This is a genomic window from Devosia sp. (genome assembly GCF_035944845.1).
Lineage (GTDB): Bacteria > Pseudomonadota > Alphaproteobacteria > Rhizobiales > Devosiaceae > Devosia_A.
On the sequence record NZ_DASZAW010000071.1, the window covers coordinates 89293 to 111771 of the forward strand.

Below are 22479 nucleotides of genomic sequence, written 5' to 3' on the forward strand. Positions count from 1 at the left end.
GAAAGCGGGGATCTCTGTTTGCCGCACCATCCCCAAACGGAGGTTCCCGCTTTCGCGGGAATGACGCCGGTGGGTGGCAGCAAAATGGCGCCTCAGACTTTCCTCAGGTGATAGCTCTTGGGCTGCGTCAGGTTGGCGTAGCCGATCTCGCTCAGCGCACCGCCCTTGCCGGTTTCCTTGACCCCGGTCCACACCAACGCCGGATCGAGATAGTCGCAGCGATTGGCGAACACCGTTCCGGTTTCGACTTTCGCGCCGATCTTGGCGGCGGCACCCAGGTCCTCGGTCCAGATCGACGCAGTCAACCCATAGGGGCTGTCGTTCATCAGCTCGATCGCCTCGGCATCGTCGCGCACCTTCATGATGCCGACCACCGGCCCAAAACTTTCCTCGCGCATCACCGCCATCTGGTGGTTGACGTTGGTCAACACTTCAGGCGCGAGGTAAGGCGAACTTTCCTCGTCGAGGTCGTGCTTGGTGTTGAGGTGCGCCTTGGCCCCCTTGCGCAGCGCTTCGAGCGTTTGCCCACGCACCAGGTCGGCAAAGCGTGGCGTTGCCATCGGCCCCACCATGGTATCGGCGTCGAGCGGGTTGCCCAGCGTCCAGCCCCGGGCGTTCTCGACGAAATCCTTGACGAAGCGGTCATAGACCGCCGCGTGCACGTAGATGCGCTCCACCCCGCAGCAACTCTGCCCCGAGTTGAAGAACGAGCCGTCGACGAGATTTTCCACGGCGTGGCTGAGGTTCGCATCCTCGCGCACATAGGCCGGGTCCTTGCCGCCGAGTTCCAGTCCGAGCGTCGCGAAGGTGCCGGCCGCAGCCCGCTCGATCCGCCGTCCGCCTTCCACCGAGCCGGTGAAGTTGATGTGGTCGATCTTGCCCGAGCCGATCAGCTTCTCGGTGTCGGCGTGGTTCAGCACCAGGTTCTGGAACAGCCCGTCGGGCATCCCCGCGGCCTGGAACGCCTCGGCGAAGCGCTCGCCGGCCAGGAGCGTCTGCGAGGCGTGCTTCAGGATCACCGCATTGCCCGCCATCAGCGCCGGCACGATGGTGTTGATCGCCGTGAGGTAAGGGTAGTTCCAGGGCGCGATCACCATCACCGTGCCGAGCGGCTCGCGCGCGATCCAGCGCTCGAACCCCGGCTTGTCCGGCCGCATCGACGGCTTGAGGCTCTCCTCGGCGATGCCGATCATATGGCGCGAACGTTCCTCGACGCCGCGTTTCTCGCCGCCATAGCGCACCGGCCGGCCCATCTGCCAGGCCAGTTCCGGCACGATCTCGTCGTTCTTGGCAAGCAGCGCATCGAGGAAGTGCTCGAGGAATTTCACGCGCTCCTTGACGGTGATCTCACCCCACACCTCGCGGGCCCGCCGGGTCTTGGCCACGGCGGCGTCGATCTCGGCGCCGGTTGCGACCTTGCGCTCGGCATACACTCGCCCGTCGATGGGCGAGACGATCTGGACCCTGTCGGTCATTGTTGCTTCATCTCCGGGCCACTAGCAGGCCAATGCTCGCACGTGCCCTTGGGCCGCATAGTCGAGGATCAGTCGGTCGCGCGTCACGATGGTCAAGTCAAGCGCCCGCGCCGTGGCGATGATGATCCGATCGGCAGGATCGCGATGCACGGGGGTGGGGAGGAACGACGACTCGACGAGAATATCGGGCGTTAGTTCCTCGATCCGCATCTTCCCCAGCCCTACGAACTGCTGAAAGAAGCGCAATGGCGTCACCGTCATCGGCAGCCGCCCTCGCTCCGACAGGAGCCCAATCTCCCAGGCGGTGATCGGCGACACACTGCAGGACTCGCCCAGACCCGCAGCTTCGTCGATCGCTGCAATGGCAGGCTTGGCGAGCGGTACGTCCTCGGTCATGTACAACAACACGCAAGTGTCGAAGAGCAACCTACTCCTCATACACCTTGCCCCAATCTGGGTCCGCCGGCGCCGTGTAGTCGACGTCCGGAAGCAGGGTGATCATGCCCTTCAACGCTCCCCAGGCAGGGTGGCGACCTGCCTTTGTCCCCTTGCCGCCGTCCGGCTTCGCTATCTGTTCTGGCTTGAATGTCGCCTGTTTCATCTCGCCAAATCCTTCGACCCCATCCACCCGTACGAATACGAGTGTTTCTCCCGCGACATCCACCTGCGCCGACTTATAGCCGGCCGCCAGCCACGCCCGCGTCATCACGTTGTTGCTCGGATTGTTGCTCCACCAGGCGCGAATGCGCTTCGATTTTTCGGGCAGCCTCAGTCCAAGGATCCCTTCAATCTCAGCGAAACTCATCCGTACGTCCCGGCCGGACCGGGACTGCAGGAATACCGTCAGCGGGTCGTACTTGGACACTGAACCCTCCTGCGCAACCTTACACACACATACACACTGTGTATATCTCTGTAAAGCTAACTGCGCTCGAAGCCGCGCTTCAACTCCCAATCGGTGACGCGCCGGTCATACTCGAACTGCTCCCAGTTGCCGGTATGCACGTAGTGCCCGATCACCGGCTCGCCGAACGCCTCGCGCAGCATGCTCGAGTTCTCCATCGCGGCTACCGCATCGCGCAGCGTCTTGTGAACTTCGCGCAGCTTTTCGCCCACATAGGCATCGCCGGTGAAAGCCGGCTCCAGTGGCAGCTTGTCCTCCACCCCTTTCAGCCCCGCGGCGATCAAGGCCGCATAGGCAAGGTAGGGGTTGAGGTCAGCGCCGCCGATCCGGCACTCGACGCGCACTCCCTTGGTGTTTTCGCCGCAGAGCCGGAAGCCGGCCGTGCGGTTGTCCGATGACCAGATCGCCTTGGTCGGCGCGAAGGTGCCGGCCTGGAAGCGCTTGTAGGAATTGATGTACGGGGCGAGGAAATAGGTGATGTCGCCGGCATAGGTCAGCAGCCCTTGCATGAAATGCTTCATCAGCGCGGACATGCCGAGTTTGTCCTTGCTGTCGACGAAGGCGTTCTTGCCGCCCTTGGCGAGGCTCATGTGGATGTGGCTCGACGAGCCGGCGAGGCCGAAGTCCCACTTCGCCATGAAGGTGATGGCCTTGCCGTGGTGGTGCGCGATCTCCTTCATGGCGTTCTTCATCACCACATGCCGGTCCGCCATGGTCAGCGCATCGGCGTAGCGGACGTTGAGCTCTTCCTGCCCGGGGCCCCATTCGCCCTTCGAGTTCTCTATCGGAATCCCCGAAGCCTGCAGCTGCCGCCGCATGTCGCGCAGCACGCCTTCTTCCTTGGTGGTCTGGAAGATGTGGTAATCCTGGATGTAGTAGCCGGCGGTGGTGAGGTTCCTGTAGCCCTTGTCCCAGGCCGAGCGGAAACTGTCGTCGAACAGGTAGAACTCCAGCTCCGAGGCGAAGTTCGCCGTCAGCCCGAGCTTCTCCAGGCGCTTCAACTGCGCCCTCAGGATGGCGCGCGGGCTATGCGGAACAGGCTCGTGATGGTGGTGGTCGACGAGGTCGGCGAGGATGATCGCCGTTCCCTCCAGCCAGGCTGCCTTCATCAGCGTCGCAAGGTCCGGCTTCATGACAAAATCGCCATAGCCCTTGGCCCAGTTCGCCGCCTCGTAGCCCGGCACCGGCTCCATGTCGATATCGTCGGCCAAGAGGTAGTCGCAGCCATGCGTTTCGTCGATCGCCCCCTCGAGGAAGAACTCGGCCTGGAAACGCTTGCCGATCAGTCGACCCTGCATGTCGGGAAACGCCACCAGCACGGTGTCGATATCGCCGGCTTTCACGTCGGCCTTGAGCTGGTCGAGCGAATATGCGGCCATTGCCGCCTCCCGTTGCTGGTTTCTTGTCGTTGAAGTCCGGCCGCTGGTTGCGGCCGGACCAGATGTTTATGCTCAGCTGTAGCGATACGGGGCGCCGGCTTTTTCCATATCGGCGTTGTACTGCTTGATGATTTCGACGACCTTGGCGCTGCGGGGGCTCTGCGACGCGATCTGGTCCCAGAACGCCAGTGCATCGCTTTCGACGGTCTTCCACTCCTCGGCTGGAATGGAGGTGAGTTCCAGCTTGCCGTTGATGCGGAAGTTTGCCTCGCCGTTCCAGTACCAGTGCTGCCGGTAATAGTGCGAAGAGTCGATCATCATGCGATAGAGCTGCTGCAGGTGCGGCGGCACCGCATTCCACTTTGCCGTGTTGACGAAGTACGAGCCGGCCCAGGCGCCCGAGAGTGGGTTGGTCAGGTAGTATTTGAGCACGTTGGCCCAGCCCACCGTGTGCAGTTCGGTCGTGCCGGACCAGCAGATGCCGTCGAGTTCACCGGTTTGCAGCGCCGGCTCGACGTCTTCGTAAGGCAGCGACACCGGCACCACCCCATACTTGGCGAGGAACTGCCCGGCCGTCGGGAAGGTGTAGACGCGCAATCCGTTGAGGTCGGCGAGGCTGCGGATGGGTTTGGTCGTACCGAAATTGCAGGGGTCCCAGGCACCCGTCGACAGCCACGTCACGTCCGGGATCTCGGCATAGGCTTCTTCCCAGATCTCCTTGAGCCCGCGCCAGTGCCACAGCGCCGGCACATCCAGCGAGTAGCGTGACGCAAGCGGGAAATAGGCGCCGAAAACTTTCACGTCCACCGGTGCGGCCGCCGAGTCGTCGTCGCTTTGTGCGGCGTCGATCGTGCCGCTCTGCACCGCACGGAACAGTTCCCCATGCGGCACCAGTTGGTCGGCGGTGTAGAGTTCGATCTGCATCTCGCCATTGGCGGCCGTATTGAACCATTCGATCGCGTTGCCGACCACGTGCTCCGACAGGGCCGGGCCGGCATAGGTCTGCAACCGCCACTTGATCGGCGTCTGGGCCTTGACATAGGGCATGGCCAGGGCAGTGGCGCCCACCGCACCGGCGGTGGCGAGGCCGGCCTTCTTGAAGAAGTCGCGCTTGTTGAGCTTTTCAGTCTCACTCATTGTCGTCCCTTTCCCTTGTTGAACCGTCGATGTTGCCGCAACTGGTCTGCTTCATGCCTAGCGCCCGGTGTACAGTTGCGGGAGCCACAGGGCGATCTGCGGGAAGAGCATCAGGATGACGATGGTGAGCACCATCAGCAGCGCGAATGGCAGAACCGATCTGTAGATGTCTCCCAGCGTGATCTCGGGCGGCGCCATGGCGCGCATCAGGAACAGGTTGTAGCCGAAGGGGGGCGTGATGTACGCGACCTGGCAGGTGATGGTGTAGAGGATGCCGAACCAGATCAGGTTGAAATCCAGCTCCTTGACCAGCGGGATGTAGAGCGGCGCGACGATCACCAGCATGGCGGTATCGTCGAGGAACATGCCCATCACAACGAAGCTGAGCAGCATCAGGATGAGGATGCCCCACGGGTCGAGGCCGAAGGTGTTGAGCAGCAGGTTCTCGATCGCCCGCACGGCTCCAAGTCCATCATAGACGGCCGAAAAGCACAGCGCGCCCAGGATGATCCACAGGAACATCGAGCTGATCACCAGCGTATTGCGCGTCGTCGATTCCAGCACCTGCCAGGTGAGGCGCCCGGAAACGAGAGCGGCGAGGGTGGCCAGCAAAGCCCCGATGACCGAGCTCTCGACGAGGCTGGTTACCCCGGTCAGGAAGAGCCCCATCATGATGCCGAAGACCGCCAACGGGAGAAATCCTGCCCGCAGCAGTACCAGCTTCTCGCGCCACGTGATCTGGTCGCGCTCCTCCTTGGGCATGGCCGGTGCAATCTCCGGCTGCAGTCGGGCGCGAACATAGATGTAGGCGATGAAGAGCGTCGCCATCAGCAGTCCGGGCAGGATACCGGCGAGCCACAGCTGCAGGATCGGCTGCCGGGCGATCATGGCGTAGAGCACCAGCACGACGCTGGGCGGGATCAGGATGCCCAGCGTAGAGCCGCCCTGGATCACGCCGGTGACCATCACCTTGTCATAGCCGCGACGCAGCAATTCGGGCAGCGCCACCGTGGCGCCGATCGCCATGCCGGCGACGCTCAGCCCGTTCATGCAGGAAATCAGCACCATCAGCCCGATCGTGCCGATCGCCAGTCCGCCGCGCACCGGGCCGAACCACACGTGGAACATGCGGTAGAGGTTGGCGGCAATGCCGCTCTCGCTGAGCATGTAGCCCATGAACACGAAGAATGGCACCGTGATCAGCGGGTACCAGTTGAGCACCTGGAACGCCGCATTGAACGGCAGCTCCGCCGATCCCTGGCCCCACAGCCACAAGGCGGCGACGGACCCCACGAAACCGATGACGCCGAACACGCGCTGCCCGGTGAACAGCAGCATCATCATCGTGGCGAACATGAACAGGGTGATAAGTTCTGAACTCATCAGATGGTTTTTCCGCGCGACGCCGCGATATCGCGGAAGAAGTTGGCGATGAACTGCAGCAGCATCAGGAACAACCCGATGGTCATGACGGTCTTGACCGGCCACAGCACCGGTGCCCATGCCGAGTAGTTCTTTTGCCCATAGGTGATGGCATAGCTCGTGCTGGAAACGCCGCCCCAGATCATCACCCCGAGATAGAACATCACGAACAGCGCCGTGAACGCGTCGAGGCCGGCCCGTCGTTCAGGTGGCAGGCGGCTCCAGAATAGATCCATCCGCACGTGACCGTGGCGCTGCAGCGTATAGGCCCCGCCCAGCAGGTAGTAGGCCGACAGGATGAACTGGCTCATCTCCAGCGCCCAGTTGACCGGCGCTCCGAAGAACAGCCGCGACAGGGTGGAGGTCAGCAGCACCCCGGCCAGAACGTAGAACAGCAGCATCGCGAACCGGCCGACCCACAGGTTCAGCCGATCGACGAAATGAACGAACATGCGGATGGGCTTAGGCACGCAGCGAGGTCTCCGCTTGTGTCGTGGAACCGGGTCGCAGCGGCTCTTGCTCCGCCGTGCCGCGCGACACCAGCGCTGCAGTGAGGCAGCGGGCCAGCCGGTCGGCCCAATGCTTCACCCCTGCTGGTTCGAGGATTTCGTTGTGCCGGATTTCGATCATCGACGATTCAAGCGCTCGTCCGTCGCCGTGATGCTCGAGCGTGTAGGTGACGCCGTTGAGCGCCGAATAGGGCTGGTTCCAGCCGATATCGAGGCTTGCGTCTTCGGCTGCGAGCGCCTCGCGCAACGCCCGGGTGAAGCGCTCGTCCCGTCCGTGGATCAGCCCGATCGGCCAGGGCCTCGGCACATCTCTATAGACCGGAGTGAACGAATGCACCGTCACCAGTACCGTGGCGACACCGGCCGCCTTGCGGGCGTCGAGGACATCCTGCAGCGCCCGGTGGAACGGCGCGTGATAGGCGGCGATCCGTTCTGCCCGCTCGTTGTCGCCGATCCCCTGGTTGCCCGGAATGTCGGTCCGTTCGGACACCACCGGAATCAGGTCAGGCGCGTCACGATCGCGGTTGCAGTCAATTACCAGGCGGCTGACGGTCGAGGCGATCAGCGGCGCATCGAGCAGGTCACTGAGTTCCAGCGCCACGGCCATCGCACCAGGATCCCAGGCGACATGCATCAGCCGTTGGTGCGGTGTCAGGCCAAGGTCGCCGTAGCGTTCGGGAAGGCGGTTCGAGGCGTGATCGCAGGCCAGCACGAAAGGCGAGCGCCCCTCGGCGTTGAACACCAGCACTGGCGGAATGACGCTCGCCTCCAGGCTTGCGCCGGCCTCGTGGCCCACCATACTGACCCCTGTAGGACGCGCCGGCCCCAAGCCTTCGCCCTTGCTGTCGATCCCGCGCGGGCCCCTCCCGAGTGGATCGTTAACAGGCAGTTGACGGGTTTTTGACCGTCTGGTCAATCCATCCGCTACATCTCGCTGTGGGACTTCATGAACGTCTGCGGCGCGACGACGATCTTGCCATCGATTTCGCCGATCAGCTTGTCGTCCTTGCCCTCGTAGTCGAGCCCGTGCAGCACCGAGCGGATGATCCCCAGCCGCCCGCGCTTCTTGTCGTTGTTGAAAACGATCCGCCACGGCGCGTGCTCGGTGTGGCTCGCCTCCAGCATCCGGTTGCGCGCCTTGCTGTAATCGTCGAAGCGCTTCAGCGCCTCGAGGTCGATGGGCGAGAGCTTCCACACCTTCAATGGATCATGCCGCCGGTCGTGGAAACGCTTGAGCTGCATCTCGCGCCCGATGGTGAGCCAGAACTTGAACAGGTGGATGCCGTCTCGCACCAGCATCTTCTCGAAATCCGGCACCTCTTCGAGGAACTTCTCGGTTTCCTCGGGCGTGCAGAACCCCATGACCGGCTCGACCCCGGCCCGGTTGTACCAGGAGCGGTCGAACAGCACCTGCTCGCCGCCGGCCGGCATCCAGTCGACATAGCGCTGGAAGTACCACTGCGTACGCTCCCGGTCGTTCGGCTTGGAAAGCGCCACGGCCGTGTTGTAGCGCGGGTTGAGGTTCTCGAGATAGGTGGCGATCGAGCCGCCCTTGCCGGCCGCGTCGCGGCCTTCGAACACGATGACGATGCGCTTGCCGGTCTTGGCCTGGTCATGCTGCAGCAGCGCCAGCTGTCGCTGCACCTGCAGCATTTCAGCCTCGTAGACGTCCGAATCCAGCTTCTCGTCATAAGGAAAGCCCCCGGACTCGAGCGCCTTCTTCTTGATCGAGCGGGGCAGCACCGGGTCTTCGAGATCGAAGCCCTCCAATGCGTCGGACATGAACGAACTCCGTGGCCTGTCATGACGGTGTCACAACCGTGCTATGAACACCCCGATCTGGCAAGCCGGGGTGAATCGCCCCTGGCTCCCAAGGACAACTCGATGGCGGAAGAAGCGCAGCGCTCGGTGGCTGGCACCACATGGCTCGATACGGTGAGGAGCCGGCTTTACGGCCGGCTGCTGATGCTGCTTGCCATGGGGCTGGTGTTCATGACCCTGGCCGGGCTCAACCTCATCGATCCCTGGCTAGACATTCTCGCCTACGCCATCATCGTGGGCATCGCCGCCCTGGTCCCTGAAACCAGTGAGCCCGCCAGCGGCGCCGCCCCTGGCGCCAGCACCACGGAGCTGGCCTTCGCCGATGCCGTCCGGCATTTTGCCGATGCGCTGCCCGATCCCTCGATCGTCATTGACCGTCGCAGCGTCATCGTCCATCTCAACGGCCACGCCGCCCGGCACTTCCCGGGCGTCGTCGCCGGCAGTCCGATCGCCTTCAGCATGCGGTTTCCGCAACTGCTGGCTGCCATCGAGGCAGCGCGGCTGGGCGCCTCGCAGACCATCGAGCTGCACCAGACCGTCCCGACCGAGACCTGGTACAAGGCGACGGTGGCGCCGCTCGCCGCCGGCGATCCGCTCAACGATGGGGTGCTGGTCATCACGCTGCAGAGCCAGACCGAGGAGAAGCGCCTCGAGATGCTGCGCACCGACTTCATCGCCAATGCCAGCCATGAGCTGCGCACCCCACTGACCTCGCTGGTCGGCTTCATCGATACGCTGCTCGGCCCCGCCGCCAACGACAAGGAGGCGCGCGAGCGCTTCCTCGGCCTGATGCGCGGCCAGGCCGGCCGCATGGCCAAACTGATCGAGGACCTGTTGTCGCTGAGCCGCATCGAAATGCGCCAGCACATGCGTCCGACCACTCCGGTCGAACTGGGAGCGCTGCTGCGCGAGGTGGCCGAGGGCCTGCACAAGCTGGCCGAGGACTCCGGCACCAAGCTCAAGGTCCTGGCGCCCGACGAGCCTGTGGTCGTCAGCGGCGACCGCGATGAGCTCTACGAGGTGTTCGAGAACCTGATCGACAACGCCATCAAGTACGGGGCGGACGGCGATACCATCGATATTACCCTGTCGCCCGATGCCGGCCGGCGCGGCTTCGATGCCGTCGTTTCGGTGGTCGATCACGGTATTGGTGTCGCCGCCGAGCACGTGCCGCGCCTGACCGAGCGATTCTATCGCGTCGATGCCGATTCCAGCCGCAAGAAGAAGGGCACCGGCCTCGGCCTCGCCATCGTCAAGCACATCGTTACCCGCCATCACGGCGTGCTCTCGATCAAGAGCCAGCCGGGGCAGGGGACCCGCGTCGACGTGCTGCTGAGAAAATGACAGTTGCCGGGGTTTCCACAGGCTGAAACCAAAGACATCAACAATAGTCATTTTGAATCAACGACCTAGCCTGTCACAGAAATGCAATCCCAGTGTCATAAAACCTTGTGGCAACGCCCCTAGGTTCCGCCTTGCAGACAGGGCGGCCGGAGGAACCGGGACCGTCGACTGGCCTCGAAAGGGCCGATCCTTCCGAAAGGGAACACATCATGAAGATTGCAGTTTTCGCGAGCGCCGCGGTTATCGCGCTTGCCGCCGGCCTTGGTGCGGCCGCGGCGCGCGACCAGGTCCAGGTCGCCGGTTCGTCCACCGTTCTTCCCTATGCCAAGATCGTCGCCGAGTCGTTCGGCGAGGCGTTCCCGGATTTCAAGACCCCGGTCGTCGAGTCCGGTGGTTCGGGCGCCGGCATCAAGCAGTTCTGTGAAGGCGTCGGCGAAGACAAGATCGACATCGCGAACTCGTCGCGCGCCATGAAGGCGGAGGAACTCGAGACCTGCAAGGCCAACGGCGTTGCAGAAGTCGAGGAAGTCAAGATCGGCTACGACGGCATCGTCTTCGCCACCGACATTGCCGGCCCGGATTTCGCCATCCAGCCCGTCGACATCTACAAGGCGCTCGCCGCCCAGGTCGTGGTTGACGGCAAGCTCGTCGACAATCCCTACACCAAGTGGTCGGAAGTGAACGCCGCGTTCCCCGAGTGGGATATCGCCGCCTACATCCCGGGCGAAAAGCACGGCACTCGTGAAGTGTTCGAGACCAAGGTGCTCGAAGCCGGCTGCGACAAGCCTGCCCTGACCGCCGCCGGCGTTGCCGATGCCGACCTGTTCAACGCCTGCGTCGCGGTCCGCAAGGACGGCAAGGCCGTCGATATCGACGGCGACTACACCGAGACCCTGGCTCGCATCGACAGCAACAAGACCGGCGTCGGCGTCTTCGGCCTCGCCTTCTACGAGAACAATGCCGACAAGCTGAAGGTCGCGACCGTCGGCGGCATCGTCCCCTCGACCGACACCATCTCGTCGGGTGAATACCCGGTTTCCCGTCCGCTGTTCTTCTACGTCAAGAAGGCGCATATCGGCGTCATCCCGGGCCTCAAGGAGTATGTCGATTTCTTCATCTCGGACGACATGATCGGGCCGGACTCGCCGCTCGCTCAGTACGGCCTCGTGGCGGCTCCCGATGCCGAGCGCGAAGAAATTCGCGCCAAGTTCGAAGCCGGTACGGCTCTCTGATCCGACTTGGCGGCGCGGGCTCTCGGGTCCGCGCCGTCTCCCCCCGCGTATAGCGCGGGTCTATCCGTCCGGAGTGGCGGTTTAACCGGGGCAAGTGAGGCGTCATGTCAGCAGGCTGGGTAGTTGCAATCGTTCTGGCCATTGGTGCCGTCGCTTATTTCTTTGCCGCCCAGCGCGCCCGCGTGCAGCGCGACGGCACCGATCGGTCCAAAGAAGTCGCGCACTCGCTGCCGACCTATCACGGTTGGCTCGCCTTCATCTTCGCCACGGTCCCGGCGCTGCTCGTCTTTCTCGTCGTCAGTTTCGTCTCGGCCGGCTTGCTCGATAGCCGTATCCGCAGTGAGGTCACGGCCCACATTGCCGACCCTGCGGCCGCCAGCCTCTCCATCGGCATCGTCCGCAATGCGTCGAGCGCGCTGACCCAGCTCAATCTGTCGGGCGCCAACGTTCCGCCTTCCTACGCTACGCTGCGCGATATGGCGACGTCGTCCGGCATCAGCCTTGCCGAGAGCGGCGAGGACTACATGGTGCCGCTCGCGGCCGGCGTGAATGCCGATGCCGGTGTCCACAAGCTGATCGGCCAGGGCCTGACCCTGCTGCTGGCGCTCGCCGGCGCCGCCTTCGCCTACTCCCGCATCCGGCTGCGCCTCAGGGCCCGCAACCAGGTCGAACGCGTCGTGCTGTGGTCGCTGCTGGCTGCCTCGACGGTCGCCATCCTCACCACTGTCGGCATCATCCTGTCGATGCTGGGCGAGACCATCCACTTCTTCTCCGAGGTCAACCCGCTGACCTTCTTCTTCGGCACCGTGTGGGATCCGCGCTTTGCCGCCGCTGGCTCCACCGGCAGCGAGGGCCAGTTCGGCCTCATCCCGCTGCTCATGGGCACGCTCTACATTGCGCTGGTGTCAATGCTGTTCGCCGTGCCGGTCGGCCTGATGGCCGCCGTCTACATGGGCGAATACGCCTCCAACCGGGTGCGCTCGACGGTCAAGCCGCTGCTCGAACTGCTCGCCGGCATTCCCACCATCGTCTACGGCATCTTCGCCGTGGTGACGCTCGGGCCGTTCTTCCGCGATCTTTCGGCGGCCCTTGCCGGCGGATTCTCCTTCATCCAGGCGCAGTCGGTGTTCACCGCCGGCATCGTCATGGGCGTGATGCTGATCCCGGTGGTCTCCTCGCTTTCCGATGACGTGATCACCGCGGTGCCCCGTTCCATGCGCGACGGTTCGCTGGCGCTCGGCGCCACCCGGTCGGAGACCATCCGTAAGGTGATCCTGCCGGCCGCGCTCCCCGGCATCGTCGGCGCCCTGCTGCTCACCGCCTCGCGGGCTATCGGCGAAACCATGATCGTGGTGCTCGCCGCCGGTGTCGCCGCCCGCATCAACTTCAATCCGTTCGAGGCGATGACCACCATCACCGTCAAGATCGTCAACCAACTCACCGGCGACCTCGAGTTCAACTCGCCGCAGACCCTGGTCGCCTTCGCCCTCGGCCTCACCCTCTTCACGCTGACGCTCGGCATGAACGTCTACGCGCTCTACATCGTGCGCAAGTATCGGGAGCAGTATGAATGACCGACGCAGCCTTGCCCCACGCCACCGTGGCCACCGCGGCTTCGACCCGTCGTGATTTCGGCCTGAAGCGCCGCCACGCCGCCGAGTTTCGCTTCCGCCTCTATGGCATCGTCGCCATCGTCATCGGCCTCGGCTTCCTCGCCATCCTGTTGGTTTCGATCTTCTCGAAGGGCTACACGGCCTTCGTCCAGACCGCGATCACCGTGCCGGTGGAGTTCTCGGCCTCCATCATCGACAAGGACAATGAGCGCGCCACCAACCCGCGCGTCCTCGTCTCCGCCAACTACCCGGTCATCGCCCGCAACGCCGTGGCCAAGGCGCTTGGCGTCTCGCCCGACGACAAGGCGGCGATGCGCGACATCGGCAAGTTCGTCTCCGACGGTTCGCGCTCGACCCTGCGCGAGATCGTGGTCAACGACCCTTCGGTGATCGGCACCACTCGGAACGTCACACTGCTCGCCGCCGCCGATATCGACAGCGCCAACAAGGGCCAGATCGATCTCAGCGTCCCCGAAAGCAAGCGCAAGGTCTCCGACCAGCAGGTCGCCTGGCTCGATCGGCTCAAGCAGGAAGGCGCCATTTCGACGCCGTTCAACTGGGGCCTTCTCACTTTCGGCGCGTCCAGTCGCCCGGAGACCGCGGGGCTCGGCGTGGCGCTGGTCGGCTCGCTCTACATGATGGCGATCGTGCTGCTCTGTGCGCTGCCCATCGGTGTCGCCGCCTCGATCTATCTCGAGGAATTCGCCAAGAAGAACCGCTTCACCGATTTCATCGAGGTGAACATCAACAATCTCGCCGCCGTGCCGTCGATCGTCTTCGGCCTGCTCGGGCTGGCGGTGTTCATCAACTTCTTCGGTATGCCGCGTTCGGCGCCGCTCGTCGGCGGCCTCGTCCTCACCTTGATGACCCTGCCCACCATCATCATCGCCACCCGCGCCGCGCTTCGTTCGGTGCCGCCCTCGATCCGCTCCGCTGCCTTGGGCATCGGCGCCAGCAAAATGCAGATGGTGTTCGATCATGTGCTGCCGCTCGCGACCCCGGGCATCCTCACCGGCACCATTATCGGCCTCGCCCGTGCCTTGGGCGAAACCGCGCCGCTGCTGCTGATCGGCATGGTGGCCTTCGTCGCCGACCGCCCGACCACGCCGCTCGATCCGGCGACCGCGCTGCCGGTGCAGATCTATATGTGGGCCAACGAGGCTGAGCGCGCCTTCGTCGAGCGCACCTCGGGCGCCATCATCGTGCTGCTGCTGTTCCTCGCCCTGATGAACCTCGCCGCCATTCTCCTCCGCCGCCGCTTCGAGCGCCGCTGGTAACCCCTGACCTGGATGACCGACATGTCCCTCGAATCCGCTGCGACCATTGCCGCTCCCGTCTCGCGCCCCAACGCCCCGCCCAAGATGCAGGGCGAGAAGGTCGGCGTCTTTTATGGTGAGAAGCAGGCCCTGTTCGACGTCGATCTGAAGATCGAGCAGTTCAACGTCACCTCGCTGATCGGCCCCTCGGGCTGCGGCAAGTCGACGTTCCTGCGTTCGCTGAACCGCATGAACGACACCATCGACGGCTGCCGCGTGATCGGCAAGATCACCCTCGACCACGACGATATCTACGATCCGTCGATCGATGTGGTGGAACTGCGCGCCCGCGTCGGCATGGTGTTCCAGAAACCCAATCCGTTTCCCAAGTCGATCTACGAGAATGTCGCCTACGGTCCCAAGATCCACGGCATTGCCCGCAACAAGGCCGATCTCGACGAGATCGTGCACTCCTCGCTGCGTCGAGCCGGCCTCTGGAACGAAGTGAAGGACCGCCTGCAGGAGCCGGGCACCGGGCTTTCCGGTGGCCAGCAGCAGCGCCTGTGCATCGCCCGCGCCATCGCCACCAAGCCCGAAGTGCTGCTGATGGACGAGCCGTGCTCGGCGCTCGATCCGATCGCCACCGCGGTGATCGAGGAGCTGATCGACGAACTGCGTGAGAACTTCACCATCGTCATCGTCACCCACTCCATGCAGCAGGCCGCCCGCGTCAGCCAGAAGACTGCGTTCTTCCACCTCGGCAAGCTCATCGAGGAAGGCAAGACCGAGGACATCTTCACCAATCCCAAGAACAAGCAGACGCAGGACTACATCACCGGCCGTATCGGCTGACGTCCTAGAGGATCGATAATATGGCATCGCTCAACGAGCACATCGTTTCCTCTTACGAGGACGAACTCACCAACCTCAACAAGGCCATTTCCGAGATGGGTGGCATGGTCGAACAGGCCATCACCGAGTCGGCCGTCGCCCTGCTCAAGCTCGATCACAAGCAGGCCCAGGACGTGCGCCTGTTCGACAAGAAAATCGACGAGATGCAGCAGCGCATCAACGACGCAGCGGTGTCGATCATCGCACGGCGCCAGCCGATGGCCGCGGATCTGCGCATGGTGGTGACCTCGATCCAGGTCGCCAACGACCTCGAGCGCACCGGCGATATGGCCAAGCAACTGGCCAAGCGCGCCATGCAGATCGAGTCGCTCGGGCTCGCGCCAAAATTCTACAATGGCGTCAAGCACATGAAGGAACTGGTGGCGCGCCAGCTGAAGAGCGCCATCGATGCCTATCTCAACCGCGACTCCGCCGCGGCGGTCGAGGTGTGCAGCCGCGACGACGAGGTCGATGCGATGTACAACTCGCTGTTCCGCGAACTCCTCACCTATATGATGGAAGATCCGCGCAACATCACGCAGTGCACGCACCTGCTGTTCTGCACCAAGAGCCTCGAGCGCGTCGGCGACCACGCCACCAACATCGCCGAGGCGGCCTACTATCTCGAAACCGGCCGCCATCTCGGTGCCGACGAACAGCAGCGCTCGCCGCGCTGAACCACCTCGCCGTTTCGTTGCCACGGCGAAGGTCTAAGCCTTTGATTTCCAGAGCTTTCAGGGCCGTAGCTGTCCTGAAAGCACTCTAGGGGTGTTCGATGTCCGCCACTATCCTCATCGTCGAAGACGAGGCCGATCTGGCCGTCCTGCTGCGCTACAACCTCGAAGCCGAGGGTTTCAGGGTCGCAACTGCCGCCTCGGGTGACGAGGCGGTGGAACGCATCCGTGATGGCGTCCCGGATCTGATCCTGCTCGACTGGATGTTGCCCGGCCTTTCGGGCATCGAACTCTGCCGCCGCTGGCGCTCGCGTGAAGAAACCGCACGCACCCCGATCATCATGATCACCGCGCGCGGCGAAGAAGAAGAGCGCGTCCGCGGCCTCGCCACCGGCGCCGACGATTATGTGGTGAAGCCGTTCTCGATCCCCGAACTGCTGGCCCGCATCAATGCGCTGCTCCGCCGTTCGAGCCCGCAGCTCGTCACCGCAGTGCTGAAGGCCGGCGATCTCGAGCTCGATCGCACCAGCCACCGCGTTCGTCGCGGTGGCCGCGAAGTGCACCTCGGCCCTACCGAGTACCGCCTGCTCGAATACCTGATGCGCCACCCCGGCCGCGTCTACTCGCGCGAGCAACTGCTCGACGGCGTCTGGGGCAACGATGTTTATGTCGACGAGCGCACCGTCGACGTGCATGTCGGGCGCCTGCGCAAGGCGATCAATCGGCACCGCGACGCCGATCCCATCCGCACCGTCCGCGGCGCCGGCTACGCGTTTGACGAGCGCTTTGCGGCGGTCAGCTGAGCGACTAACCCACCGGCGTCATCCCCGCGAAGGCGGGGACCCAGTGGGATGTCTCAACGCCAGCGAAGGCGGATAGTCCGCACTAGGTTCCCGCCTGCGCGGGAATGACACCGGTGGCTGGGACAAGCGGGTACTAAATCACCCGCTCCGCGCAGATCCGATAGCTCTCCGCCCATGGGCGCAGCCGTTCGAACGTCGCGCTTGCCGCCAGTACGTCGGCATCGGCATAGCGCCGCCCGATGATCTGCATGCCCACCGGCAGCCCGTCCACCAGCCCCGCCGGGATCGATGCGGCCGGATGTCCGGTGAAGTTGAGCGGGTAGGTGAGGCACCAGCCGATGCCCTGGTCGACCGCCTCGCCGTTCACCTCGCGCGGTCCATGCGTGTTGCCGCCCGCTTCGTTCTTCACCGGCAATGCGGCGACGGTCGGCGTGATCACCAGGTCGTAGGTGGCGAACGCCGCCTGGAAGGCGTCGTAGATTTCCGAGCGCATCGCCTGGTCGCGGCGGAGGTCCGCGGCGGTCATCGTCTGCCCGTAGCTTTCGATCCAGTGCAGGTATTCCGGCGGGAAGTCGCCGCGATGGTCGGCGAGCAGGTCCAGCCCGCCGGCCTTCACCGCTTCCAGCGTCCCCATGTTGAGCGGCATCATCAACCGCAGCCACAGGTCGCTGAGTTCGCGCTGCGAATAGCGGATGCCGAGCTTGATCTCCTCGACCTGCGCTCCGGCGTCGGTGAACGCGCCGACCGCGCGCTCCACGGTTTCCGCCACCCGCGGGTCGACCGGGAACACGTCGAGGTTCGGGCTGTAGCCGATCCGGAACCCCTTGATCGACTGCTTCAGCGCGCCGAGATAATCGACCGTCTCGCTAAGGCTCAGGGGGTCGCGTGGGTCGTAGCCGCCGAGCACGCTCATCGCCAAAGCCGCATCTTCGACCGTGCGGGTGATCGGTCCCTCGAACACATAGGGCAGGTCACCGGCAAAGGCGTTGGGGCGCATCACCACTGGTACGCGTCCGAAGGCTGGCTTGTAGCCATAGACTCCACACCAGGCCGCCGGGATTCGGATCGAACCGCCGGCATCGGTGCCCTCGGCGATGGAAACCAAGCCATCGGCGACGATCGCCGCGCTGCCGCCCGAGGAACCGCCCGGGTTGCGCGTCGTGTCGAACGGGTTATTGGTCGGCCCGAACAGGTAGTTATCGGTGACCCCGCGCAATCCCATCACCGGTGCGTTGGTCTTGCCCACGAGGATCGCGCCGCCCTTCTCGATCCGCTCGGCGAACGGGCAGTGGAACTGCGCGATGTTGTCCCGGAGCGCCCGCACCCCGCCGAAGGTCGTCGGCCAGCCCGGCTTGAAATCGAACAGGTCCTTGATCGCCGCGGGTACGCCATGCAGCGGCGGCAGGTCCGTTCCGCTCATCACCGCCGCCTCGGCCGCCTTCGCTTCGCGACGCGCATCATCGAAACCGAGATAGATCAGGCCGTTGAGGCTGGGGTTGCGCTGCTCGATCCGTGCGACTGTCGCATCCATCACCTCGACCGGCGACACTTCGCGCCGGCGGATGAGCCGGGCGATCTCGGTAGCACTCAGATAGGAAAAGTCGGTCGTCGGCATACGTGTCCCCCCTTGGTCTTGACCGGAATACTCGGCGGGAACGCGCGGGGTGCACAATGCGCCCTTCGGCGGGGAACGACGCACTACCATACCAATTCGCGCTTGCCTTAAGGCGCTGCTTTTGTTCAGGTCTGCCGCCGGTAAGCGGCGAAGGAAGAGGACTATGAAGACAGCGTTGGTCGTATGGGGTGGGCTCGAGCTTCACGAGCCGGAAAAGGGCGCGCACATCGTGCGCGAGATCCTTGAGGGCGAGGGGTTCGAGGTCACCGTCACTGGCGACTACACCGCGCTGGGCGGCGAAAATGTCGGCTCCTACGACCTGATCGTGCCGCAGATCACCGGCGGCGAACTCGACCGCGAGAATTCCATCCGCTTCTGCGCCGCCGTCGAGGCCGGCACGGGTCTTGCAGGTTTCCATCACGCGCTGGCCACCAGCTTCCCCGGCAACGCGCGGATGCGCTTCCTCGGCGGCTGTACCTTCGCTACCCATCCGGGCGATATCATCAGCTACCGGGTCGACCCCAAGCCGAACGACGATCCGATCATGGCCGGCATCGGCAGCTTCGAGCACACCTCGGAGCAGTACTACATGCATGTCGATCCAACCGTTGAGGTCCTCGCTACCACGACCTTTTCGGGCGAGCACGCCTTCTGGAAGAAGGGAGCCGAGATGCCGGTGGTCTACAAGTCGGCCTATGGCCATGGCCGGGTCTTCTATACCGCGCTCGGCCACAAGCCGGCCGAGTTCGACAAGCCCGAGATCAAGACCATCCTACACCGGGGGCTGCTGTGGGCAGCCCGCTGATCCCCTCCCGTCCGGTCGGCGGCACCGGTCTCGACATCAGCCGCATCGGCTTCGGCGGCGCGCCGCTGGGCGACCTGAAGCGCGCCCCGACCGACGCCGGCGCCCGTGAAGTGCTTGAGGCCGCGTGGGATGCCGGCATCCGCTATTTCGACACCGCCCCGTTCTACGGCGCCGGCCTGTCGGAACGGCGGATCGGCGATTTCCTGCGCGACAAGCCGAGGGATAGCTATGTGCTTTCGACCAAGGTTGGCCGTCTGCTGGTCCCGGACCGAGCCTTCGCCATGGAACGTCACGGTGATCCGCGCGCCCTGCCGTTCCGGCCGAAGTTCGATTTCACCTATGACGGGGTGATGCGGAGCTACGACAATTCGCTGCAGCGGCTCGGGCTCGAGAGCATCGACATCCTGCTCCTCCACGATATCGGCGCCTTCAGCCAGCGCGAGCGCCATGCCGAGACCATGGCGCAGGCGCTCGAAGGCGGCGGCATCCGTGCGCTCGAGGAGCTACGCGCCGCTGGCGCGGTGAAGGCCATCGGGGCAGGGGTCAACGAGTGGCAGATCATCGACGAGCTGATGAACCATGCCCGCTTCGACATTTTCCTCCTCGCCAACCGCTACACCCTGCTCGACCAGCAGGTGATTGATACCCTGCTGCCGCGGGTGCAACGCGAGGGCGTCGCGATCGTCGACGGCGCGCCGCTCAACAGCGGCATCCTCGCCACCGGCCCGATCCCGAACGCGATCTACGACTATGCCCAGGCGAGCCCCGAGATGATCGAGAAGACCCGGCGCATCCAGCAACTATGCAGCAAGCATGGCACCACGCTGATCCGCGCCGCGCTCAACTTCCCGCTCGGCCATGAGGCGATCACCGCGATTATTCCCGGCTTCTCCAATGTCGCCGAGTTCAATGACAACCTCGCCGGCTACCGCAAGGCCATCCCGGACGCGCTCTGGGCCGAGCTTCGCGCAGGGGGGCTGCTGCATCCGAACGCGCCCGGTCCCGTTACCCCGATACTGGCGTAAGCTGGTTTACTCGTTACCTGTCCCACCGGAGGTCCCCATGGGTGAACGCATCAAACTCACTGCGTCCGACGGCTTCGTCCTCAACGCCTATCGCGCGGTGCCGGAAGGCAAGCCGCGCGGCGGGGTCGTGCTGATTCAGGAGGTGTGGGGCCTCAGCAACTGGGTCCGCGCCGTCGCAGATCGCTGGGCCCGCCACGGCTATCTGACCATCGCCCCGGCGATGTTCGATCGCGCCGAGTACGGCTTCGAGAGCGAGAACTACGGCGCCGACCACTTCGCCCTGGTCGGCGAGCTGATGAAGAAGTTCTCGATGGATACCGCCATGACCGATGTCGAGGCCGCCATCGCGGCAGCCTCCGAAGCCGGCAAGGTCGGCATTACCGGCTATTGCTTCGGCGGCCGTATCAGCTGGATCGCCGCCAGCAAGCTCGGGGGTCTCAGCGCCGCCTCGGGTTACTATGGCGGTGGCGTGCCCAACTACATCGAGCTCACCCCCAAGGTGCCGATCGAGATGCACTATGGCGACAAAGACCAGGGCATCCCGCTCGAGCAGGTCGAGCAGCTGAAGGCCCGCCACCCCGAAGCCGACATCTACGTCTACAGCGGCGACCACGGCTTCTGTAACAGCGACCGCCCGGACAAGTTCGACGAAGCCTCGTGCACCAAGGCTTCGGTGCGCTCGCTGGAGTTCTTCCATAAGCACCTCGGCTGACCTCGCCCGTCACCTCGCCTATCTCGAGGAGGCGATCGCCGAGGCCGGCAGAGCGATGCTGTCGCGCCGGAAGGCGATGCTGGCAGCGCACCTCGTCGATGCCTATGCTGATCGCCTGTTCACCGCCCGGGCCGAGCCGGCCGCTGATGTACTGGAGTTTCGCGCTGGGTTGGCGACGGCCCATCCGGCGCTCGCCACGGTTTTCGACCTGGTCGCCGGCCGGGCCGAACTCGTCACCGAAGCCGTCGAAGTGCCGCTTGCCGACTACGGCAAGCTCGGTGTCGAGGACTTCATGGTCAGCCTCTACAATGGGCACACGGTGCAGCGCCTGCGCATCGTTGAGCCGGATGGTGCAAGGCAGGACGTGCATCAAGTGTTGGTGGCGGCGGTCGCGGCGCTGGGCCTGGTGAACTTTGCACCCCCCTCCACCGGCTCCGCCGGTCCCCTTCCCCCGCAAGCGGGAGAGGACTCCTGACGGCATCCACCTGGCGCATAACTGCTCTGAGTGTCCAGTCGGCGCACCTCTCCCGCTTGCGGGGGAGGGGGACCGGCGGAGCCGGTGGAGGGGGGAGCCCCACGCACCGGGCCCGTACCTACTCCTCCATCGCCCCCATCAGCTCGAGCAGTTTCTGTGTCGTCTGCCAGCTGCGGATGGTCATCGATTTGTAGAGCGGCGACTGCATGATGCTGCTGAGCCGGCTTTTGGTGCGCTCGGCGCTGAGCCGCTGCGAATAGATCATCCCTTCGCCGGGCCACACCTTGTCGACGCCGTCGCGCGGCTTGAACACCGCGAACGCCTCGTCCCTGTCGATGTCCATCAGGAACACTGCATCACTGTGATACTTTGTCGGTTCGTCGCCAAACCCTTTGGGGCGCTTGTCGACCACGGCCTTGAGTTGCTCGTGGCTGAGCACCAGCACCTTGACCAGCTCGTCATCGAGCTTGAACCTAGCGGTCAGTCCTTCCTCGATCTTTCGGGCAATGGTCGACGCCATCAGTTTCGATCGGAACATGGCATTGCCGGAGGCGATATAGGTCGAAACGCCTTCGAGCCCGATCTCCTCGAGCAGTTTCTTCAACCCCGCCATCGGCACCTTGTTCTTGCCGCCGACATTGATGCCGCGCAGCAACGCCAGATAGGTCGTCGTCGCCATGCCGTCCTCCCGCTTTGCCGCGCCCAACGACAAAGGCCGGGATCGCTCCCGGCCTCGTTCGAAATTTCACGTGCGGCTTAGCGCTTCTTCTTGTCGATCTGGTGATAAGCCCGGCGCGAGTGGAACTCGCAATAGGGCTTGCCCTCGTTCGAGTGCTGGCCGCAGAAGTAGAAATCGGGCGTCAGCGGGTCGCCGATCGGCCACTTGCAGGTGTGTTCGCTGAGCTGCAGCAGGGTCAGCCGCTGCTCGACCGGGATGAAGAGTTCGGCCGCCTGAGGCGCGATCTCCATCTCGACCGCGAATTCCTCTTCCATCTTCAGCGCCGTGGCGCCCTGGATGGCGCCACCGCCACCACCGCCGCCCCCGACATTCATCGAGTTGCGGGTCTTCATCACCGTGCCGAGCCCGCTCGACCGCGACGTGCTGGCCGGCGAGGAGACGCGGCGGGCCGCCGGACGCGGTGCGCTGCGGACACGCGGAGTCGATGTCGCCGGCTTGGCGCGGCCCGAGAGCTTCAGCCGATGTACCTTGCCGATCACCGCGTTGCGGGTCACGCCTTCACCCAAAACGCCCGCGATCTGACTGGCGCTCAGCCCCTCAAGCCAAAGTTTCTTGAGCAGCTCGACGCGTTCTTCAGTCCAGCCCATCAACTATCCGCTCCTAAACCGCCATTCAGGACTCTGACAGACTCCTCAGCCGTGCCGTTGC

At 64.3% G+C, this 22479-nt stretch carries 23 protein-coding genes; 11 read left to right on the forward strand and 12 right to left on the reverse strand.

The genetic code is table 11. The annotated features are described in order from the left end of the window. Nucleotides 1-92 precede the first annotated feature (92 nt). From VGV07_RS14110 to ppk2, 9 genes are all read right to left on the reverse strand, one after another. Nucleotides 93-1475 (reverse strand): aldehyde dehydrogenase family protein, encoded by a 1383-nt coding sequence (locus VGV07_RS14110; protein WP_326869347.1) that lies wholly within the window; start codon nt 1473-1475, stop codon nt 93-95. A 21-nt stretch (nt 1476-1496) separates the two neighbouring features. Then, the gene (locus VGV07_RS14115; RefSeq protein WP_326869348.1) at nt 1497-1901 is read right to left on the reverse strand and encodes a type II toxin-antitoxin system VapC family toxin; all 405 of its coding nucleotides are present in this window, start codon (nt 1899-1901) and stop codon (nt 1497-1499) included. A gap of 1 nt (nt 1902) precedes the next feature. After that, entirely contained in the window at nt 1903-2340 is a 438-nt protein-coding gene (locus VGV07_RS14120) for a DUF7662 domain-containing protein (protein ID WP_326869349.1), read from the reverse strand. A 56-nt stretch (nt 2341-2396) separates the two neighbouring features. After that, nucleotides 2397-3758 carry a glutamine synthetase family protein gene (locus VGV07_RS14125; protein ID WP_326869350.1) on the reverse strand — a complete coding sequence of 454 codons (1362 nt, stop codon included), beginning with the start codon at nt 3756-3758 and terminating at the stop codon, nt 2397-2399. A 72-nt stretch (nt 3759-3830) separates the two neighbouring features. After that, nucleotides 3831-4895 carry a C4-dicarboxylate ABC transporter gene (locus tag VGV07_RS14130; protein WP_326869351.1) on the reverse strand — a complete coding sequence of 355 codons (1065 nt, stop codon included), beginning with the start codon at nt 4893-4895 and terminating at the stop codon, nt 3831-3833. Between the two features lie 57 nt (nt 4896-4952). Further along, nucleotides 4953-6278, reverse strand: a complete 1326-nt coding sequence (locus VGV07_RS14135; RefSeq protein ID WP_326869352.1) for a TRAP transporter large permease — start codon at nt 6276-6278, stop codon at nt 4953-4955. Beyond that, nucleotides 6278-6787, reverse strand: coding sequence for a TRAP transporter small permease subunit (locus VGV07_RS14140; protein WP_326869353.1), 510 nt, complete (start codon nt 6785-6787; stop codon nt 6278-6280). The genes VGV07_RS14135 and VGV07_RS14140 overlap by 1 nt, the downstream gene beginning before the upstream one ends. After that, nucleotides 6780-7625 (reverse strand): N-formylglutamate amidohydrolase, encoded by an 846-nt coding sequence (locus VGV07_RS14145; RefSeq protein WP_326869354.1) that lies wholly within the window; start codon nt 7623-7625, stop codon nt 6780-6782. The genes VGV07_RS14140 and VGV07_RS14145 overlap by 8 nt, the downstream gene beginning before the upstream one ends. A 125-nt stretch (nt 7626-7750) precedes the next feature. Further along, entirely contained in the window at nt 7751-8608 is an 858-nt protein-coding gene (gene ppk2 / locus VGV07_RS14150) for a polyphosphate kinase 2 (RefSeq protein ID WP_326869355.1), read from the reverse strand. A gap of 102 nt (nt 8609-8710) precedes the next feature. Between ppk2 and VGV07_RS14155 the strand changes: the two genes are divergently transcribed. The 7 genes from VGV07_RS14155 to phoB all read left to right on the forward strand — a co-directional run bounded on the left by VGV07_RS14155 (nt 8711) and on the right by phoB (nt 16460). After that, entirely contained in the window at nt 8711-9991 is a 1281-nt protein-coding gene (locus VGV07_RS14155) for an ATP-binding protein (protein WP_326869356.1), read from the forward strand. A 209-nt stretch (nt 9992-10200) separates the two neighbouring features. After that, nucleotides 10201-11223 carry a substrate-binding domain-containing protein gene (locus VGV07_RS14160; protein WP_326869357.1) on the forward strand — a complete coding sequence of 341 codons (1023 nt, stop codon included), beginning with the start codon at nt 10201-10203 and terminating at the stop codon, nt 11221-11223. A gap of 104 nt (nt 11224-11327) precedes the next feature. Next, a complete protein-coding gene (gene pstC, locus VGV07_RS14165) occupies nt 11328-12797 on the forward strand; it encodes a phosphate ABC transporter permease subunit PstC (protein WP_326869358.1) in 1470 nt (489 codons plus the stop codon). Then, nucleotides 12794-14113: a phosphate ABC transporter permease PstA gene (gene pstA / locus VGV07_RS14170; protein WP_326869359.1), complete on the forward strand. Its 1320-nt coding sequence runs from the start codon at nt 12794-12796 to the stop codon at nt 14111-14113. The genes pstC and pstA overlap by 4 nt, the downstream gene beginning before the upstream one ends. 21 nt (nt 14114-14134) lie before the next feature. After that, nucleotides 14135-14944 carry a phosphate ABC transporter ATP-binding protein PstB gene (pstB, locus tag VGV07_RS14175; RefSeq protein WP_414649952.1) on the forward strand — a complete coding sequence of 270 codons (810 nt, stop codon included), beginning with the start codon at nt 14135-14137 and terminating at the stop codon, nt 14942-14944. A gap of 20 nt (nt 14945-14964) precedes the next feature. Beyond that, nucleotides 14965-15660 (forward strand): phosphate signaling complex protein PhoU, encoded by a 696-nt coding sequence (gene phoU, locus VGV07_RS14180; RefSeq protein WP_326869360.1) that lies wholly within the window; start codon nt 14965-14967, stop codon nt 15658-15660. A gap of 98 nt (nt 15661-15758) precedes the next feature. After that, nucleotides 15759-16460 carry a phosphate regulon transcriptional regulator PhoB gene (gene phoB / locus VGV07_RS14185; protein WP_055047977.1) on the forward strand — a complete coding sequence of 234 codons (702 nt, stop codon included), beginning with the start codon at nt 15759-15761 and terminating at the stop codon, nt 16458-16460. A 133-nt stretch (nt 16461-16593) separates the two neighbouring features. Here phoB and VGV07_RS14190 read toward each other — a convergent pair whose 3' ends face one another. Continuing rightward, complete coding sequence (locus VGV07_RS14190; RefSeq protein ID WP_326869361.1) at nt 16594-18075, reverse strand: amidase; 1482 nt, start codon at nt 18073-18075, stop codon at nt 16594-16596. 163 nt (nt 18076-18238) lie between these two features. On the opposite strand from VGV07_RS14190, the gene VGV07_RS14195 reads away from it, so the two are divergent. From VGV07_RS14195 to VGV07_RS14210, 4 genes are read left to right on the forward strand one after another with little or no spacing between them, the layout of a single operon-like run. After that, nucleotides 18239-18880 (forward strand): ThuA domain-containing protein, encoded by a 642-nt coding sequence (locus VGV07_RS14195; RefSeq protein WP_326869362.1) that lies wholly within the window; start codon nt 18239-18241, stop codon nt 18878-18880. Continuing rightward, the gene (locus tag VGV07_RS14200; protein WP_326869363.1) at nt 18865-19905 is read left to right on the forward strand and encodes an aldo/keto reductase; all 1041 of its coding nucleotides are present in this window, start codon (nt 18865-18867) and stop codon (nt 19903-19905) included. The genes VGV07_RS14195 and VGV07_RS14200 overlap by 16 nt, the downstream gene beginning before the upstream one ends. A 37-nt stretch (nt 19906-19942) precedes the next feature. Next, complete coding sequence (locus tag VGV07_RS14205; protein WP_326869364.1) at nt 19943-20617, forward strand: dienelactone hydrolase family protein; 675 nt, start codon at nt 19943-19945, stop codon at nt 20615-20617. A gap of 55 nt (nt 20618-20672) precedes the next feature. Next, nucleotides 20673-21092 (forward strand): hypothetical protein, encoded by a 420-nt coding sequence (locus tag VGV07_RS14210; RefSeq protein ID WP_326869365.1) that lies wholly within the window; start codon nt 20673-20675, stop codon nt 21090-21092. A gap of 118 nt (nt 21093-21210) precedes the next feature. Here VGV07_RS14210 and VGV07_RS14215 read toward each other — a convergent pair whose 3' ends face one another. Both VGV07_RS14215 and VGV07_RS14220 read right to left on the reverse strand, forming a co-directional pair. After that, the gene (locus VGV07_RS14215; protein WP_326869366.1) at nt 21211-21771 is read right to left on the reverse strand and encodes a DUF1697 domain-containing protein; all 561 of its coding nucleotides are present in this window, start codon (nt 21769-21771) and stop codon (nt 21211-21213) included. 77 nt (nt 21772-21848) lie between these two features. After that, nucleotides 21849-22418 (reverse strand): GcrA family cell cycle regulator, encoded by a 570-nt coding sequence (locus VGV07_RS14220; protein WP_326869367.1) that lies wholly within the window; start codon nt 22416-22418, stop codon nt 21849-21851. Nucleotides 22419-22479 lie beyond the last annotated feature (61 nt).